The sequence below is a fragment of the Brevibacterium atlanticum genome (assembly GCF_011617245.1).
Taxonomy (GTDB): domain Bacteria; phylum Actinomycetota; class Actinomycetes; order Actinomycetales; family Brevibacteriaceae; genus Brevibacterium; species Brevibacterium atlanticum.
Map to the genome: position 1 here is coordinate 3,267,843 of NZ_CP050152.1, position 17,086 is coordinate 3,284,928.

15 protein-coding genes are annotated in these 17,086 nt (G+C 61.9%); 7 read left to right on the plus strand and 8 right to left on the minus strand.

What is annotated here, in order from left to right; all coding sequences use genetic code 11:
• The first annotated feature begins 89 nt into the window (after positions 1-89).
• A complete protein-coding gene (locus GUY23_RS14550) occupies positions 90-1,220 on the plus strand; it encodes a magnesium and cobalt transport protein CorA (RefSeq protein ID WP_166973426.1) in 1,131 nt (376 codons plus the stop codon).
• Here the strand turns inward: GUY23_RS14550 and GUY23_RS14555 are convergent.
• Positions 1,187-3,856, minus strand: coding sequence for a glycosyltransferase (locus GUY23_RS14555; RefSeq protein WP_166973428.1), 2,670 nt, complete (start codon positions 3,854-3,856; stop codon positions 1,187-1,189). The two genes, GUY23_RS14550 and GUY23_RS14555, sit on opposite strands and share 34 nt — an antisense overlap.
• A 248-nt stretch (positions 3,857-4,104) precedes the next feature.
• Between GUY23_RS14555 and GUY23_RS14560 the strand changes: the two genes are divergently transcribed.
• The 3 genes from GUY23_RS14560 (at position 4,105) to GUY23_RS14570 (ending at position 8,010) form a co-directional block, all read left to right on the plus strand.
• A complete protein-coding gene (locus GUY23_RS14560; protein WP_166973430.1) occupies positions 4,105-5,871 on the plus strand; it encodes a CDP-glycerol glycerophosphotransferase family protein in 1,767 nt (588 codons plus the stop codon).
• Positions 5,868-6,902 (plus strand): XcbB/CpsF family capsular polysaccharide biosynthesis protein, encoded by a 1,035-nt coding sequence (locus tag GUY23_RS14565; protein WP_166973432.1) that lies wholly within the window; start codon positions 5,868-5,870, stop codon positions 6,900-6,902. Before GUY23_RS14560 ends, GUY23_RS14565 begins: the two co-directional genes overlap by 4 nt.
• 229 nt (positions 6,903-7,131) lie before the next feature.
• Complete coding sequence (locus tag GUY23_RS14570; RefSeq protein WP_166973434.1) at positions 7,132-8,010, plus strand: glycerophosphodiester phosphodiesterase; 879 nt, start codon at positions 7,132-7,134, stop codon at positions 8,008-8,010.
• Positions 8,011-8,100: 90 nt separating this feature from the next.
• On the opposite strand, the gene ligD is transcribed toward GUY23_RS14570, so the two are convergent.
• Positions 8,101-9,039, minus strand: a complete 939-nt coding sequence (gene ligD / locus GUY23_RS14575; RefSeq protein WP_166973437.1) for a non-homologous end-joining DNA ligase — start codon at positions 9,037-9,039, stop codon at positions 8,101-8,103.
• Between the two features lie 169 nt (positions 9,040-9,208).
• Here ligD and GUY23_RS14580 point away from each other — a divergent pair, with 169 nt between their 5' ends.
• Positions 9,209-9,625, plus strand: coding sequence for a ChaB family protein (locus tag GUY23_RS14580; protein WP_166973439.1), 417 nt, complete (start codon positions 9,209-9,211; stop codon positions 9,623-9,625).
• A 60-nt stretch (positions 9,626-9,685) separates the two neighbouring features.
• Complete coding sequence (locus GUY23_RS14585) at positions 9,686-10,579, plus strand: SDR family oxidoreductase (protein ID WP_166973441.1); 894 nt, start codon at positions 9,686-9,688, stop codon at positions 10,577-10,579.
• Between the two features lie 189 nt (positions 10,580-10,768).
• On the opposite strand, the gene GUY23_RS14590 is transcribed toward GUY23_RS14585, so the two are convergent.
• The 4 genes from GUY23_RS14590 to GUY23_RS14605 all read right to left on the minus strand — a co-directional run bounded on the left by GUY23_RS14590 (position 10,769) and on the right by GUY23_RS14605 (position 14,328).
• The gene (locus GUY23_RS14590) at positions 10,769-11,149 is read right to left on the minus strand and encodes a hypothetical protein (RefSeq protein ID WP_166973444.1); all 381 of its coding nucleotides are present in this window, start codon (positions 11,147-11,149) and stop codon (positions 10,769-10,771) included.
• 96 nt (positions 11,150-11,245) lie between these two features.
• A complete protein-coding gene (locus GUY23_RS14595) occupies positions 11,246-11,902 on the minus strand; it encodes a PepSY domain-containing protein (protein WP_166973446.1) in 657 nt (218 codons plus the stop codon).
• 152 nt (positions 11,903-12,054) lie between these two features.
• A complete protein-coding gene (locus tag GUY23_RS14600; protein ID WP_166973448.1) occupies positions 12,055-13,371 on the minus strand; it encodes an MFS transporter in 1,317 nt (438 codons plus the stop codon).
• Positions 13,372-13,611: 240 nt separating this feature from the next.
• Positions 13,612-14,328 (minus strand): class I SAM-dependent methyltransferase, encoded by a 717-nt coding sequence (locus tag GUY23_RS14605; RefSeq protein WP_166973450.1) that lies wholly within the window; start codon positions 14,326-14,328, stop codon positions 13,612-13,614.
• 176 nt (positions 14,329-14,504) lie between these two features.
• On the opposite strand from GUY23_RS14605, the gene GUY23_RS14610 reads away from it, so the two are divergent.
• Positions 14,505-15,143 carry a helix-turn-helix domain-containing protein gene (locus GUY23_RS14610; protein ID WP_166973452.1) on the plus strand — a complete coding sequence of 213 codons (639 nt, stop codon included), beginning with the start codon at positions 14,505-14,507 and terminating at the stop codon, positions 15,141-15,143.
• 37 nt (positions 15,144-15,180) lie between these two features.
• On the opposite strand, the gene GUY23_RS14615 is transcribed toward GUY23_RS14610, so the two are convergent.
• A complete protein-coding gene (locus GUY23_RS14615; RefSeq protein ID WP_166973455.1) occupies positions 15,181-16,284 on the minus strand; it encodes an aminotransferase class V-fold PLP-dependent enzyme in 1,104 nt (367 codons plus the stop codon).
• A 54-nt stretch (positions 16,285-16,338) separates the two neighbouring features.
• A complete protein-coding gene (locus GUY23_RS14620) occupies positions 16,339-17,055 on the minus strand; it encodes an SDR family oxidoreductase (RefSeq protein WP_166973458.1) in 717 nt (238 codons plus the stop codon).
• Positions 17,056-17,086 lie beyond the last annotated feature (31 nt).

The window sequence follows — 17,086 nt, forward strand, 5'->3', positions numbered from 1 at the left end:
CCACTCCAGGTGAACAGCCTATCGACCGGCAATCGACGCATGCGGCTGCGATCGGCTAGTTTTGGGGATGATCCAGCAAGGAGAGCACTATGCCACCTGTCAGCCGACACCGGTTCGAACGATCGTCACTGCGGAAGCGTCCAACGGCCGGCACGCAGACGCCCGCCCCCGAAGCGGTGTCTCTGTTCAGTCGTCGTATCGTCGACAGCGAGCCGCAGGAACTCATCGTCTCCGACTCCTTCGCGGACGCTTTGGAAGCGCATGGCTCCGGCAGCACTGCTCCAGCTGGTTCAGGAACGATCACCCAGGTCATCGTCCCCGGCTCCACACCCGAGCTTCTGGCCGAGATCGCCTCGGCGTGGGATCTCCACCCAGTGCTCGTCGACGATCTCTACCATGCGAATCAGCGGGCCAAGGTCGAACGCTACGGTGAAGTGCTCTTCGTCGTCCTCAAGTCGGCCGTCTACATCGATGCGGAGGAGGAAGTCGAGTTCAGCGAGTTCCACCTGCTGATGAAGGATGATGTGCTCGTCATCATCTGTCAGGATGACCGGTTCATCGACGGCACGCCCATTCCGGGCAGCATCGACGGTATTCGGGAGTACTTCACGAATGAGAAGCGCGGGTGGACGAAGGACCGGGAACTGCTGTCTCTCGGACCCGAGGCGCTCATCTACCGTTTCCTCGACACGGCGGTCGACGGCTATTTCCCGGTCCTCGACGGACTGCAGATCGATAAGGACGGAATCGAGCGCCAGGTTTTCAGCGGCGACACGGCAGCGGCCGAACGCATCTATCTGCTCAGCCAGGAGGTCATCGACGTCCTCCACAATTCCACGCACCTCAACCGTCTGACGCAGGCTTTGGGTAATGGCGCAGCTAAGTACGCGATTCCCGACGAGCTGCGTGCCTATCTCGACGACGTCACCGACCACCTCACCCGCGTCCTCGCCGAGGCTGGAGAACTGCGCGAGGCCCTGTCCCAGATCCTCAACGTCAACTCGACTCTCGTGGCGCAGCGGCAGAACGAAGACATGAAGAAGATCTCCGGGTGGGCGGCGATCCTCTTCGCACCCACGCTCGTCGGAGCCATCTACGGCATGAACTTCGACGACATGCCCGAACTCCATTGGGCCTTCGGCTACCCGATGGCATTGGGACTCATGCTCGGGCTCGGAATCGTCCTCTACGTCGTCTTCCGCGTCAAGAAGTGGATGTGAGGACTTAGCTCGTTAGGCAATCTTCCATTTCTGGCGAAGACCACATCAATGAACTCGTTCATGACCGCACGATTGTAATCATCTCCGTCGAAAGCACGAGCTTGGAGCTTCCCGTCGATGAACTTCTGCATACCGGCTGCAAGGGCAGTCTCGTCAGTATCAACGATGAGGCCACCGCTGTCTTCCATCGCACTCGACACTGATCCAAAGCGCGTCGTTACAATCGGAAGACCGAGAACCCGTGCTTCGAGTATGACGATCGGCTGACCTTCGTAGTCGCTCGACATGACGAAACAATCACATGCAGACATCACCGAGTAAGGGTTCCGTAGTCGCCCAGTGAACTGCACCCTCGCCGCGACTCCCAACGAGACGGCCAATTGCTTAAGTTCGCGCTCGAGCGGACCTTCCCCGATGATCACCAGATTTGTGTCAGTTTGCTCAGCAGAGATTTGCGCAAACGCACGAATCAGGCGAGCATGATTCTTCTCGGGCGACAGTCTTCCGACGGTGACGAAAGTGATCCCTGCGTTGTCGCCTGATACACGTGAAAGGCTGCGCTGTCGGGATGCTTCAGTGATGATGTCGTCAAAGGAATAGTAGTGTCCCAGCGCCTTGACAGCTTCTGCCAAATTCTCGAGAGAATGAACACCGGCCTCCGGGTTGCTCTCCAGCGACCCTCCGCTGCCTGAGCGGATCCGCTCGACGTCGATGGTGTTGCGGGCGTTGGTGAACTTTTGTTGAGGCGCGTATCGGCCGAGGTTCTCCCGATTGATCGAATCGAGATCGGGCGATACGGAAACGAGCGCGTCGAACTCGCGGTAGAGCTTGAAAACACCAGTTAGATTCCTGAAATGTGGTCGAACCCCGTTCACCTCGCGTTCGGCATCTGCAGCCAGGTCGTTGTGAAGCCAGATCACCTTGCGGGGCGCGGTGGCATGCGCGACAATACGAGTCCAATATGAGGAATAGCCGCTGAAATCAACAGCTGCATCGAATTGCGCCTGGCCGAAGATTCGCCTCCACTCCCAATCCCAAATTGTTGCATCGGCGTCGTCCTCAGGCAGATCTTCGACATCAGTATTCTCAAGGTCGTTCATACTCCCGAGCAACGGCAACTGGAGGATGCTTGAGTCTCTGATCACTTGACGTACGTGCCCCGGGATCATCGCAGCATTCTCTTTTCGATCCCGCTGCCCGGAACGGTAGAAGAACGCAGTAACATCAAATCGGTTGCTGTCAATGCTGTGCAGAAGGTTCAGGGCGGAGGAGGTGATGCCGTTCGTGATCATTCCGCCGAGGTATATGACGACCTTCTTCCGGCCGTCGTCGAACCCACGTTTGACGTTGTAGGCGTGTTCATTTCCGTTGAAGACGATGTCAAGAACCCGTTTGCCTGCTTCACCGTCATCACGGGTCGTGAGTTTCGAAGCCAGCGCTGCGTAACGCTGACGCTCGTGCGGAAATGCAGCTTCTATCTGGTTATCGTCGATCAACGCTTTAACATTCTCGACCAGCTCAACGTCATCACGTGAGGTCGGCCCGGGCAGTTCCTCTGGACCAAGGTAGAGTCCGCGATCGCTCGAATAATTATCGGAATCCGGGATGTGGAAGGCGATCGGCCGGCCCGTTGCCAAGTAGTCGATGAAGATACTCGAATAGTCAGTGACCAGCACGTCAGCGAGAGCCAAAGCTTCGTTCGCGGGTAGGTCGTTAGGCACCAGGAAATCTTCGAACTCTGGATCGTCCACCAGTTGGTCAAAGATCACCTGATGTGCTTTGAGGAGCACGACCCAGTCTTCGAAAGCGGGATCTTCACGCAATGCGCGCAACGTGCCCTTGAGCCGGTTAGCATCAGCATCCGGGTTGTAGAACGACTCTCCACGCCAAGTCGGAGCATAGAGCAGTACTTTCTTACCCGCCGTCTCAATGCCGCGATGCCGAAGTACTCTGTCGGCCGCTTTGCCCGCGTCAGCGGCGAACATAGTGTCAGTCCGCGGATACCCTTCCTCGACGATCGCACCTTCATAGACGTTGGTCAGTTTGTAGGCGCCCAAATACATCTCGTTGGTCATGAACGAGTTCTGAGAGATCAGGTAATCAGCCGACATGAAGTTGCGCAGAACGTTTCTGGCCCCATCGGCTCCGCGTTCGATGTCGTATCCCATCTTCTTCAGCGGAGTGCCATGCCACAGATTCACGTACACCTGGTCAGGGCGTTTGATGAACTCAGCGGGAAATGTTGCATTGTTGAAAAGGTAGTGGCTGTTCTCTAGCTGCTCGAAATAGGTCGTCGTCCTATATTTGACGAAACCAACACGGGGGTGGTCTGCGAACTCACTGCGGAAGGGGGAGTTCCAAGCTCGTTCCGACAACACCCAGGTATGACGAAATTCACAGTATTGCGGGTCCTCGATCATCTGTCGAAACAGAGCCTCGGGGTTGCACAAGGCGCCGTTGCCGGAAAACGACTCCCATACAACGGTCTTCTCTCGCACTGGAGAGGTCAACGACTTGACGAATGCCCTCGACTTCACAGCGCTGGAAAGCGAACGCCGATTCTCCCGAAGCTGTTTGGCCCAGCGCACGCGCTCCCGGCGCAGATAGGCAGAAGTAGCCGATGGCAGGGCCTTCAACAGAAGTTGCTTTGCATGTGGTCCTATGCGCACGTTGCTCCGATTCGCTGAATATGACCATAGGATGAATGCTGAAGGAACAGCACCCACCGTCGTGGTGAACTTTGATCAATGGGCAGTCTAACGCTGAGACAAGGTGAAGTCCGCAGCGACGCTCGGGTCCGGTACACCACTCGCTGTCACTTCCGCGTCAGCGAGAATTGAGATGGACATCGGACAACCCAATATGATCGATCGGGAGTTGGAACGTGGCACGCCATACGACACGCAGGACATCAAAGCACCTCTTGCGCCACTGCAAAACGGCGACCGACAATGACTTCTGGACAACGAAGCTGATCGATGCTGAAGAGCTCAAGACACGACAGGCGGATTACTGCGACACCGTCCCCAGCGACTTCAAAGTGATCTTCTACGAGAGCATGTCCGGTGCGCGAATGATGGACTCTCCGTACGCCTTATTCATCCGCCTGTACCACGAGCCTGAGTTTCGCGACTATCACCACGTCTGGTCAGTACGTTCGTTCGATCTAATTCCCGATGACTTCGAAGACGATCCCCGGGTCACTTTCGTCACCCGAAATACCGACGCCTATCAGTACTTCCTTGCATTGGCAGGGTTCGTGATCGGCAACTCGCTCCTGCCCGACTATTTCGTTCGCAAGCCTGAGCAGAAGTACCTCAACACTTGGCATGGAATCGCGTACAAAGCACTCGGCAGAACCCAGTCTTCACCTCTCGGAGCTGCCGGGAGCGTTTACAACCTCCTCCAGGCCACTCATGTGCTGACCCCGTGCCCAGATATGACTGAGACTGAGCTTTCGAGGTTCTCGCTCCGTGGAGTATATTCCGGCTCTATGGCCGAAGTCGGCTACCCGCGACAGGATCTGACTCTCAATCTCTCGAAAGACGATGGGGAAGGGATCAGAGACCAACTCGGCCTCGATCCCGCCAAAAAGACAATCCTGTATGCCCCTACGTGGCGCGGCAACAAGGGATCAGCACGTTTCGACGCTGAACAGCTCGAGAAGGACATCACCAGCCTGATGAAGCTCGACGCGAACGTGATCTTCCAGGCCCACCACATCATGCTCCGTCATATCAAGAATGTCGATTACGGCAACGTCATCGTGCCCCCTTCGCACATAGTCACGAATGAGCTGCTCGGCATCACCGATCTGCTCATTTCGGACTACTCAAGCATCTTCTTTGACTTCCTGGCGACCGGCAGACCGATCGTCCACTACCTTTACGACTATGGTCACTACGCGGATGAACGCGGGCTCCTCCTGGACAAGAGTGAGCTCCCTGGGCCAATCGTCGCTACTGCCGACGAACTCGTGGCAACCGTCAACGGTTTGATTTCCGACGACTATGTTCCGACTAAGCACTACCGGAGCGCACAAAAGAAGTTCTGCCCTCACGACGACGGAAATGCAACGAGCAGAACCATAAATTGGTTCATCCGTGACGATGCCTCTGACGTCAATCTGATCGAGACTCGTGAACGCCCGAGCATCATATTCTGGGGAGGGCGTCTCGATAACGGAAAGAAGACAGAAGAATTCCTCAGATCAGTGGGTGAAGCTGCTGAACGCGGCGACAGAGACGTCACTCTGCTTGTTGCACGCTCAGTGAACTCGAACAAGTCCGCCATGGACCACATCCGACAGCTGGGTTTGTCAATCTCGGTGATCACGCGAAACGACTTCGAGATGGTTATGACTTCTGCCGAGGCTGAAGCTCGCATTCGCAAAGGCACTACACGTCACCAGACAGCGGAAGAACCGTTGTCCCGTTGGGTGCGGCTGAAGTCACTCGTGTCCCGCTCGAAAGAACCGATCAAAACAAAGGACGTACTCCTGGACGATATGTATCACCGCGAATACCGTCGCATCTTCGGTGATGCTCAGTTCGACGAACTTGTCATGTTTCCCGGCGCATCCCAATTTTGGAGAAGGCTGGCTGCACATGCTGTCTCTGATGGGAAACACCATCAGGAAGGACAGCGGTGAATAACAATATTCTGTGGCTGACGCTCGAGACAGATCCCGACAATATCGCTTCGATGGTGAGTGCGAATGGCGGCTTGCCGCGCTATTTCCGAGTCGACACGACCACGGCAAACGACCCAGAGACTGACATGATGAAGCTCTCGCTGAGGAACCAGGCGACGAAGAAACTTCTGCTCAAACTCACCAACCTCGGCTACTCGCTCTACTACAACACGCACAACGAAAGCCGTTTCGTCCGACACGATCGAATTGTGCATCACTGGCCAGCAGTCAAGGACGGAACATTCGCCGTTTCCGAGCAGGGCATCGTCCACGTACTCGAGCAACCAGCCTCAGGAGTCGTGGAGCGACTCGTAGTTATCATGTCGCCCATCAATTCGAAGCCACGACTGATCCGCTATTTTCGCCCTTCATTCGCCACTCTGATGAAGTATGTTCCACGGAACACCGCCATACTGCGCATCGCGGACATCGGCGGAGTCAAGGGCGCCTTCTACCTGAATACAAGTTTCTCGCCTGACAACAGTGCTCGAATCCAACGGCTCGTAAGGACTACAATCTCCAACTGCGGTTTGGACGATTCCAATGTAGTGTTCTTCGGTGCGTCTAAGGGCGGAACTGGAGCCCTCTTCCACGGCCTCACCGGTGGGTGGAAATTCGTGGCGGTCGACCCCATTCTGTCTGACAAATGGTATGTGGAGAACGAGAATGACTATCATTTCACGACTGGCGGCGTATTCCCCCAGACCAAGCAAGAGGTGTTCGAGAGTCTGATTCGACAGGCCGCAGGTGGTGAACTCACCGTTCCGCCTGATTCTGTCATCGTCACATCAGCACGATCGCCGCAGTACGCCTACAGCACTGAAATCGTCGCTCCCATAGTCAATCAATTGACAATGTTCAACTCGGACAATCCTGAGATCAAGAAACATCCGGATGTTGCGCCGAAGACGATCTATTCTCATGTACTCTCGATCAACAGCCTCCTCCTCGGGATCCCGCTGCCGAAGGGCGAGCACCCCATCCCATAGTGGGAACGCTAATGCGTTCGACAAAAGCCGGCGGTGCACGACGAGCAGCCCTGTACCCGGTCATCTAGTGTGACCGTTGCCCGAGCAACACCTGTTCGACTGACGTCGCTCAGCACTGCTGGCACTTCCCATACCCCAATCGCGCGTTCTTCACACGTTCTCCTGACCTGCCGATGACGTTCACGGCGTCTTCGCCGCACGGTCGCCTGCCGCTCCTAGCGTCGCTGGCGTGAGAACACAGAATGCGAAATCCACGCCCACCCGTCCACTCACGATCATCGCCACCGCAGCACTCGCGGTATCGGCCACCTTCGGTGCCGGCATCGCTCCCGCAACAGCCGCGAGCCTCGGCTCAGCTGGAGACGGCGCTCCAGGACTCGGCTCCCCCAGCGACTTCACCGCACCCGACAAAGTCACCGACCTGACATTCCCCACCACGATCTCCCACCGAGGCGGCGCCAACGTCTACCCCGAGGAATCCATGGAAGGATTCACTGCCTCGGCGAAGGACGGATTCCTGCCCGAGATGGACATCCAGTTCCTCGACGACGGCACCCCGGTGCTCATCCACGATGACACCGCCGACCGCACGCTCAATGGCGTCAGCGGGCCCATCCGGGATCTCAGCCGCGAAGAATGGGACGCAGCCACCATCAAGCACCCGGCCGGAGGAGAGGACGCCGCCACCGTCACCCTCGACGAACTCCTCGACGAAATGGGCGGCGATGTCGTCCTCGTGCCCGAGATCAAGCCCGGGGCCACCTCGGCGGAGGTCGATCAGGTGCTCGACGAATTCGACGAGCGCGGACTGGCCGACTCACTCATCGTCCAGTCCTTCGACTTCGACGCGGCGAAGACGATCGCCGAACGCGGGTACACCTCGCTCTACCTCACCGGGGCGACCATGCCCGAGGAGTCCCTCGACGAGATCAAGGACGCCGGCATCGAATGGGTCGGCCCCAGTACGAAGCTGCCGAAGAAGGACATGCACGCGTTCGACAAGGCCGGCTTCCACGTCGCCCCCTACACGCTTGAAACCGCTAAGGACGGGCACCGCCTGCCCGGCTGGATCGACGGCTTCTTCACCGACAACGCTTGGGAGGGCTGAGACGACGACTCAAGTGGGCGTGCGCCGAGCATGCCGGGGATCTCACTGCCGGTCACCGCAGCGAGGAACGAGCTATCCGGCCCGGTTCGCTCACTCGGCGGTGACGCGGTCGACGGCCTCGGCCAGCGGTTCGAGAAGGTCGCCGGTGTCGTCCATCCGGTCGAGCACTTCGGCGAATCGCAGCTGCTCGACGGCTGCCGGATCGTCGAATTCGTCCCAGCTGCGCGGGGCTGCGACCAACGGGGTGAAGCGTCCGCGGAGCGAATACGGGGTCACCGTAGTCTTTGCCGCAGAATTCTGCGACCAGTCGATGAGCACCCTGTTCTCCCGCAGGGTCTTCTTCATTGCAGCGACGATGAGGTTTCCGTGGTCGGCTTCCAGACTGCGGGCAAGCTCATGGGCGACATCGGAGATGTGCTGCGAATTCGCCGCACCGTCCAACGGGGAGTAGAGATGGACGCCTTTCGCGCCGCTGGTCACCGGGTACGATTCCAGGTCCATGTCCTTGAGCCGTTCGCGGACGAGTTGGGCGACCTCGATGCAGTCGGCGAGACCACGGCCTGGGCCCGGATCGAGGTCGAAGACCATCCGGTCAGGGTGCCTGGTCTCTGAGTAGATCGTGCCGGGATCCTTCGCGCCCGGCCGCACCGTCCACTGGGGCACATGGATCTCGAGCGCGGCCATCTGGGTGAGATAGGTCAGTGTCGCTGCATCGTTGACCAGGGGATAGCGTTTGGTGCCCGTGGAGTGTCGGATCGCTCGGGAGCGAATCCACGACGGTGCGGAATCCGGGAGGTTCTTCTCGAAGAACGCCGCGCCGGGTTCAGCGGGAGTGCCGACACCGTCGACCCACCGTTTGCGAGTGGCGATCCGATTCTTCGTATGACGGATGAGGTACGGCGCGATCTGCGCGCAGTAGTCGAGGACCTCTCCCTTGGTCGTCTCGGTCTCCGGATAGAGGACCTTGTCGAGATTGGCCAAGGACACCCGATGCCCCTCGACCATGACCTTCTGCTCGTGGCGAGCCACCGGGCACCTCCCCTGCACTCGGTCGTGCACCGCTGTGCACATCTGCCGCTCACGGTACTCGGCACCGAGTGCAGGCGATAGGGGTGCAGGATCACCCGCACCCCCTTACGCAGTCGCCGCTGCTGCACTATCCTGGCCGGACCCCGACACGAGAGGATTCGAATCCACCATGCCGAAGACGACGAAGACGGGAAAGCCCAAAGCAGCCGAATTGCCCGCAACCTTGAAGAGGTCGAGCAGTAAGGCACAGCGCACCTTTTCGAAAGCCTATGATTCGGCCGTCGACGAATACGGTGATGAGCGGCGAGCCCACCAGGTGGCCTATGACGCTCTCAAACACAGTTTCGAGAAGGTCGGGGACAGATGGGAGGCGAAGGACTCCTCCGGGCCATCGGATGCACAGAGCGCCGGAGGCAAGAACACAGACCGCACAACGGCAGGCGGAGTCAACGCCGAGGCCACAACAGGCCACCTCTACGAACAGGCGAAGAGGCTCGGTGTCCAGGGCCGCTCGTCGATGACGAAGAAGGAACTCATCGCTGCTCTCGAGAAGGAGAGCAGTCGGCGCACGAAGCAGAAGTCCTGACTCAGGCCCCGTCTGCGACACCGGACGCACAGAGACCATCCGTGACAAAGGAGGAGGACGATGAGCGACCAGCTGACCTTCCAAGATCCCACCACGCGATTTCCCGACATCACACCCCCGAAGCAGGATCAGCCAGAGCCGGGCCTTGATGCCGAACTCATCCCCGGCACCGACCGAGGCGAAGACAGCTACACCGGCACAGGCAGACTCCGCGGACGCCGGGCTCTCATCACCGGATCCGACTCCGGGATCGGCGCCGCCGTGGCCATCGCCTTCGCCAGAGAGGGCGCCGACGTTGCACTGTCCTATCTTCCGGCAGAGGAGGAAGACGCACAGCACATCTGCGAACTCATCCGCGCTGAAGGCCGCACAGCCCTCCCTCTGCCAGGGAATCTGTCCGATCGGGACTGGTGCCGCGATCTCCCCCGCAGAGCCGCCGAGGGACTCGGGGGCCTCGACGCCGTGGTCAACAACGCCGGTCGACAGATTGCCGTCGACGACATCGCAGAGCTGACGGATGAGCAATGGGAGGAGACCTACCAGACGAATATCCATGCGATGTTTCGGATCTGCCAGGCCGCACTCGACTACCTCGAACCCGGATCGACGATCGTCAACACGACCTCCATACAGGCCTATTCCCCCTCGTCACATCTCATCGATTACGCATCGACGAAAGCGGCGATCAACAATTTCACCAAGGGCTTGGCCACACAACTGGCGCCGAAAGGCATCCGTGTGAATGGCGTGGCCCCCGGACCGATCTGGACTCCTCTGCAGGTCTCCGACGGCCAGCCGAAGGAGGCTCTTCCGCATTTCGGCAAGAATACTCCGCTGGGTCGGGCAGGACAGCCGACGGAGCTGGCGCCCGCTTATGTCTTCCTCACCTCGGCGGAGTCGAGCTACGTCCTCGGTGAGACACTCAACGTCAACGGAGGCCAGCCGAGTCCCTGACCAGCCAGTCAGGTGGGCGTGCCGCCGAGCATGCCGGCGACCAGTCCGAGCACCGCCAGGGCGGCTAAGACGATGACGATCACTCGATTGCGCATGCTCCGATTCTACTGTGGCCGCCCCGGCCGGTGTCGATGCTGCGATTCGCTGACCGAGCTCGGCGGTCCGCCCACCGGGCCCTCACCAGGACCCTCACCACGGATTGGCGTCCTGCCACCGCGTGAACCAGTAGCGGTCGCCCTGATAATGCGACTTCTCCGGCTTGCACCCCTTGAGGTCGGAGTGTTCGCCCAACCAGTTCCGCACGAGCAGCTGCACCTCGTCGAGACGCTCCAGCCAGTCGTCGAGCGACAGCAGAAGCACCGCCCCGTCGACGGAGGTCAGGCGGCACGAGTAGTTCGGCAGACCCTCGGTGATCTGCGAATGCGTGTAGGTGATCTGGTCGCAGCCGGTGGTGAGGTAGAAGCGGATGTACTCCCCGCAGACGAAGGAGCACAGCGTCTTGAAGTTCCGATAGCGGGTGATCCACGCCGGAGTCTCGGAATCCTGCGCCGGAGTCTCATATTCGGACATGCATTCTATTATAGCGCAGGCCCGGCGGACGGGCTGGCCGTCAGGGGCGGGCCGTCCGTCAGTGCGCGGTCGGGTCGCCCGAGGACGGTCAGCTCGTCAGTCGTCGGTCGTGACGTTCTTCGATTCCACGTCGACGGTGACCTCGACCTCGTCGCCGTTGTCGTCGAAGTCGAACTGGTATTCGCGCTGGCCGTCGTCGTATTCGAGCTTCCACCCGGCCAGGGTGCCCGAGGCCTTCTTCTTCGCGAGTTCGAAGGCCTCGTCATAGGTCATCGGGGACTTCAGGTCGATGGACTTCTCGGAGTCATCGCTGCTTTCGGACTCGTCGCGGATGACTTTGCCTGAATCGGCATCGATGACGACCTTGTGGTCGGTGTCGCCGTCCATGATCTTGATGTCGTACTCCCACTTGCCGTCGTCGCTGTCGAAGTCGAGCTCGATTGTATGGAGGATCCCGTCCTTCGCCTTGACCTTGTCTTCGGCGGTCTTCACCGCGTCCTCGGCGGAGGTGGACGGCTTCGTCGTGCTCAGGTCGGCGTCTTCGGGTGTCGTCGAGGCCGAGGAGGAGTCGTCAGCGTTCTCCGAACTGTCCGCGGCGCCGCTGTCGCCGGACTCCTGGCTCTCACTCTGCGTTACATCCGGCGCCGGGGAGTCGGAGGAGCTGTCGCCTCCGGAGCTCGAGCACCCCGCCAGGGCGAGTCCGGCGCTGAGCGTGCAGATTGTCGTGATCTGAGTCAGTCGTGTGGCCTTCATGCGGCCAAGCTAACACTCGCTCATCAGCTTGGCCAGCACGCCGATCACCCGTGCGGGATCAGCGGCCGTCATATCTCTGTCCGCCTGCGGGGCGCCTTTCTGTCCGCCTGCGGGCGCGCTGACAGCCTACTCGTCGCGTACTGCGGTCTTCATCAGCTTCGGGTGCGGTGGCGGATGAGCGCGAGGGCGAGCAGCGCACACAGCAGATAGACGACTCCGACGACGATCCATCCGAGCAAGAAGCCGCCCGCCGAGCCGACGAGCAGTCCCATGCCGAGCGGCCCGAGTGCGAAGCCGAAGAACATTCCGGCGGTGACCATGCCGCTGGCCGAGACCATCGATGACGCGGGGATGACTCGCATCAGTGCAGACATGAGCACCACCGAGACCCCGAGCGCGGAGATCCCGTGCAGGGCCACTGCGAACCACATGAGCACCGCCCATCCGGTCGCCCCGGCTGTGAAGAACAGCGCGGCACCGGCCAGGGCGATGAAGGCGAGCGTGAGCAGCAGGTGCGGACCCGAGACACCCTTGGCCATGCGCCTGGCCCAACTGACTCGGGCGATGACGCCGACGATTCCGGACAGGGCGGCGGTCGCGCCGCCGAGGACGAGGGAGAAGTCGAGCTCGCGCACGGCGAACAGCGGCATGTACACGTTCGTCGCCTGCACGCCGATGCCGTTGAGCAGCCCGAAGGCCGCCAGAGCCCAGACCACGCCCGGGTGCTTTGCCCGCACTGCCGGCGCGGGGGTGGTGTCGGCTGGGCCCGATTCGGACTCAGCGTTCGCGGTCGGTTCGGCCGCCTCGGCGATGTCGGCCGTCCCGGATACGGGCTCAGCGTCCGCGGTCGGCTCGGCCGCCTCGGCGGGGGTGTTGGTGGTCGTGGCGGGAAGCAGCGGGGTGGTGCGCAGGGATCTCCAGGTCATGACGAGCAGGATGATGGGGATGATCGCCACGGCCAGGGCCGCGCCGCGCCAGCCGAGGCCGATCGCTAGGACGGGGAAGGCCAGGCTCGCGACGAGCTGGCTGACCTGGACACCGGACTGTTTGACGCCGACCCAGCCGATCCGTTTGGCGGTGGGGACGCGTTCGAGGAGGATCCGGTTGGTCACGCCGTTGGGGAAGGACTGGGCGATCCCGGCCAGGATCGCGGCGAGAAGCAGCATCCCGAATCCGTCGGGCACGGCGACCAGGAGAAGGGCGAGCGTGCTGAGGATGAAGATGAAGGCCATGAGGGCCAGGTCGGAGTGCCGGTCGGCCAGCCTGCCCATCGTGACGTTGCCGATGGCCGCAGCACCGAAGCAGGCGGTCGCGAGCAGGCCGAAGTGGCCCTCGGAGATGCCGAGGTCGGCGATGATCGAGTCACTGGTGGCGCTGAGGCCGTAGAGCAGGATCGGTCCGGCGGCGACCGCGCCGAGGAGGACGGTGATCAGTCCGATTCCCGGAGCTTTCTGCTCGGTGCCGGCCATCCGCTGCTCCCCCACTGTCGTTCCGCGCTCTGCTGTCGTTCTGCGCGTGATTGCGCTGCCTGCGTTCGCGGCCACTGGCTCAGCACCCGCGGCCACGGGCTCCAGATCTGCATCGTAGCTGGCCGGAGGGCGCGCAAGTGGGAGAGGTCAGCGTATGGACGGGGCCGGGCCTGGGTGGCCCCGCTGTCGGGTCAGGTGCGGGCGCGACCGGGTCAGGGTATGGACGGGCCGGTTGTCGGGTCAGTTGCGTCGCAGCAGGATGACTCCGTCTTTGACGGTTGCCGTTTCCATACCGTCGGGGCCGGTCGCTTCGCGGAGGCGAATCTCCTGCTTCTCAAGAGTCCAGTCGGCATCGTCGAGGTCGAGCGCAGCCACTTCCTCGCTCGGGGTCTTGAGCACGCTGAAGTGGTTCTGCAGCTCGGGGTCGTTCGGGTCGTCGGTGCCGTGGTAGCGCAGCGACCACTCGGGGATGTCATCCGGTCCCTCAAAGACGTGGGTGACGAGGAGCAGGTGACCGCCGGAACGAATCTGTCCGGCCGCCCGGCGAAGGATCTGCTCCCTGGGCAGTTCGACCGTGGAGTGGAAGAACGAGGCGGTGACGAGGTCGAAGGTCTCCGTCGTCTCCCAGGTCGCCAGATCGCGAGTGACCCAGGTGATCGCTTCGCTGACGCCGGCCGTCCGGGCGAGTTCGGCACCGCGTCCGGTGGCGGTTGCGGAGATATCGATCGCGGTCACCCGCCATCCTTGACAGGCCAGCCACACGGCGTCGCCGCCCTCGCCGCATCCGAGGTCGAGGGCCGAGCGCCCCGGCCCGGCGGGCAGTTCGGAGACGACCTCGGCCATGGTGCCGTTGACCTCGCCCGACCAGCGCGCTTCGCTGCCGGAGTATTCGCCCTCCCAGTACTCCTCGGGTGAGGATTCGTGGCCTGTAGGGCTGACGTGCTCGTTGTCGTTCATGCCTCCAAGTTCACCGCAGAACTTGCGCTATTGCAAATTCTCTTGCAGAATCAGCAAGACATTGCCTCGGCCGGTGCGGGATTCGGCGTTCGACGCAGCGGACGCGCATTCGCCGAACGGCTGGCGGCCGCATTCGGCGTTCGGATTCGGGGCGAAGGGACGACGGAGGGACGGACATGACCGACGAGCTCAAGCAGATCGGGCCGCGCCTGCGCGCTCTGCGCACCAGCAAGGGGTGGACCCTCGACCAGCTGGCCTCACGTGTCGAGATGTCGACGAGCACCCTGTCGCGCCTTGAGTCGGGCAAACGGCAGGCGAGCCTCGAACTGCTCATCCCGCTCACTCGGCACCTCGGCGTCGGACTCGACGACCTCGTCACGCCGAACCCGCCGGATCCCCGGGTCCGGCGTCGCTCGGTGCGCAGGAACGGGATGGTCATCACCCCGCTCGCCCCGGAGGGTTCGCCTGTCGAGACGTTCAAGATCGTCTATCCGCCGGTCGCCGCGGCTCCGGAGCCGCGGATCCATGACGGTTTCGAATGGTTCTATGTGCTCTCGGGGAAGGTCCGGCTCCGCCTCGGTGATCAGGACCTCATCCTCACTCGCGGTGAGGCCGCCGAGTTCGACACGCGCGTTCCGCACAGCATCTCCGCCGCAGGTGGTCAGTCTGCGCAGGTGCTGAGCATCTTCAACGCCGAAGGCATGCGCATGCACACCCACACGGCCGCCGGAGACGGCGAGGACAGCGCTGAGGGCGACGGGGAGGTCGATGCCGATGGCGTGGAAAGCGGCGCCGAGGTGCTCGAGGAGCAGTGACGCCGAGGTGGAGTGACGGCGTCGAGGACAGCTCGCTTCACAGCCTCCCGCGGAGGGCGTCGAGGGCCGCCGCGACGTCGTCGTCATCGTTGTAGAGGTGGAAGCCGAAGCGTGCTCGCCCGTCGGCGACGGAGAACTGGACGCCGGCCTCGTCGAGTCGCGCCAACCCTGCCTCCGGCACCTCGACGGAGACGATCGCCGAGTCCGATTCGTCCAGTCCCAGGCCTGTGCGGAAGGCGTTGGCCAGGCCGATGTTGTGGTCATGGATCGCGTCGACGCCGATGCCGAGGAGGAGTTCGAGAGCCGGAGCCATTCCCACCCACGAATGCCATGCAGGAGAGATGTCGAAGGCTCGGGCGGAGTCGGCGAGCTGTAGGGGCATGCCGTAGCTCGCGGCACCTCCGGCGGCGAACCATCCGGCCGCGAGCGGGGTGAGTCGGGAGGCGAACTCTGCCTGTCTCTCGCGCACAGCCTCGGGGGTGAATGTGCTGGTCAACGGTCGCATCGTCAACAGTGCGGTGCCTCGTGGAGCGCAGAGCCATTTGTATCCGGCGACGGCGAGGAAGTCGACGCCGGCCCCGTCGAGGGGCAGCCAGCCGGCGGCCTGGGTGCCGTCGAGGACGGTGAGCGCTCCCACCTCGGCGGCGCGATCGACGACCGTGGGGATGTCCGCGACCTCACCTGTCGCGGACTGCGCGGCGGAGAAGGACACGAGCGCTGTCGAGTCGTCGACCGCCTCGGCGAGGGATTCGAGCGGCGCAGTGCGCACATGCACGCTGCGGTGGGCGTGGACGGCGAAGGGGTAGACCCCGGAGGTGAACTCGATGTCGGGGACGAGGACCTCGGCGCCGTCGGGCAGCGCGGCGGCGATGGGGGCGAGCAGCTGGGACACGGCGGCACCGGTGGCCACCCAGTCGGCGGGGACGCCGACGAGCTCGGCGAAGCGTTCGCGGGAGGTCTGGACTGATCCGGTCCAGCCCTGCCACGGTCGGGCTCCGCGCCGGTATTCGTCGAGGGACGACTGGAGGGCGTCCCACCCGCGCCGAGGCGGCGGACCGTAGGAGCATGAGTCGAGGAAGGTGCGGTCGATGTCCCATTCGGTGCGGGCTTCATCGAGGGTCAGCGATGGTCGTGGTGTCATCGGTTCGGCCTTTCCTGGCTCATGGTCGGTCACACCCGGGCCTGCCCTTCCAGGCTACGCCACGTGCTCGGGATACGAGGAGGTGGTGAACCGGCCGCGATCATCCGACAGTCCCGCCTTGAGCGTTGCGGCGGCGTCATCGGCGATGATCTCGTTCACCCCGCTTTCGAACTGATCGAGGGCGGTGGCGACAAGTTCCTCGGGGCGATTCTTCGGGACATCGATGCCTGCCATCATGTCGGTGTCGGTGCTTCCGAGGAAGAGGGAGCTGATCTGGATCCCTGTTCCGGCCAGCTCCTCTCGCAGTCCATTCGACATCGCCCAGTTGGCGGCCTTGGATGCCCCGTAGGAATTCGAATGCTCGTAGCCCAGCCATGCCATGACGGATGAGACGTTGAGGAAGCCGCCGTGGCCGCGTTTCCGCATGATCGGCGCGAACGCTCTGACCATGCGCAGGGCACCGAAGTAGTTGACTTCGATCTCCTGGCGGATGTCGCCGATGTCTCCGTCCACGAGTCGGGCGAAGGACGAAAAGCCGGCATTGTTGACGATGATGTCCGCTTCGCCCACCCTGCGGGCGACAACGTCGACCTGATCCTGGTCCGTGACGTCCAAACGGATCGCCTCGACTCCCGGCAGGTCGACGGCCTCCGGTCGACGTGCGGCCGCGTAGACCTTCGATGCGCCTCGCTCGAGCAGCTGGGCGGCGAACTGCCGACCCAGACCGCGGTTGGCTCCTGTGACGACGGCAATGCTCTTGTCGATGTTCATGTCTGCTTTCCTCTTTCTGATCTCCGCGAGG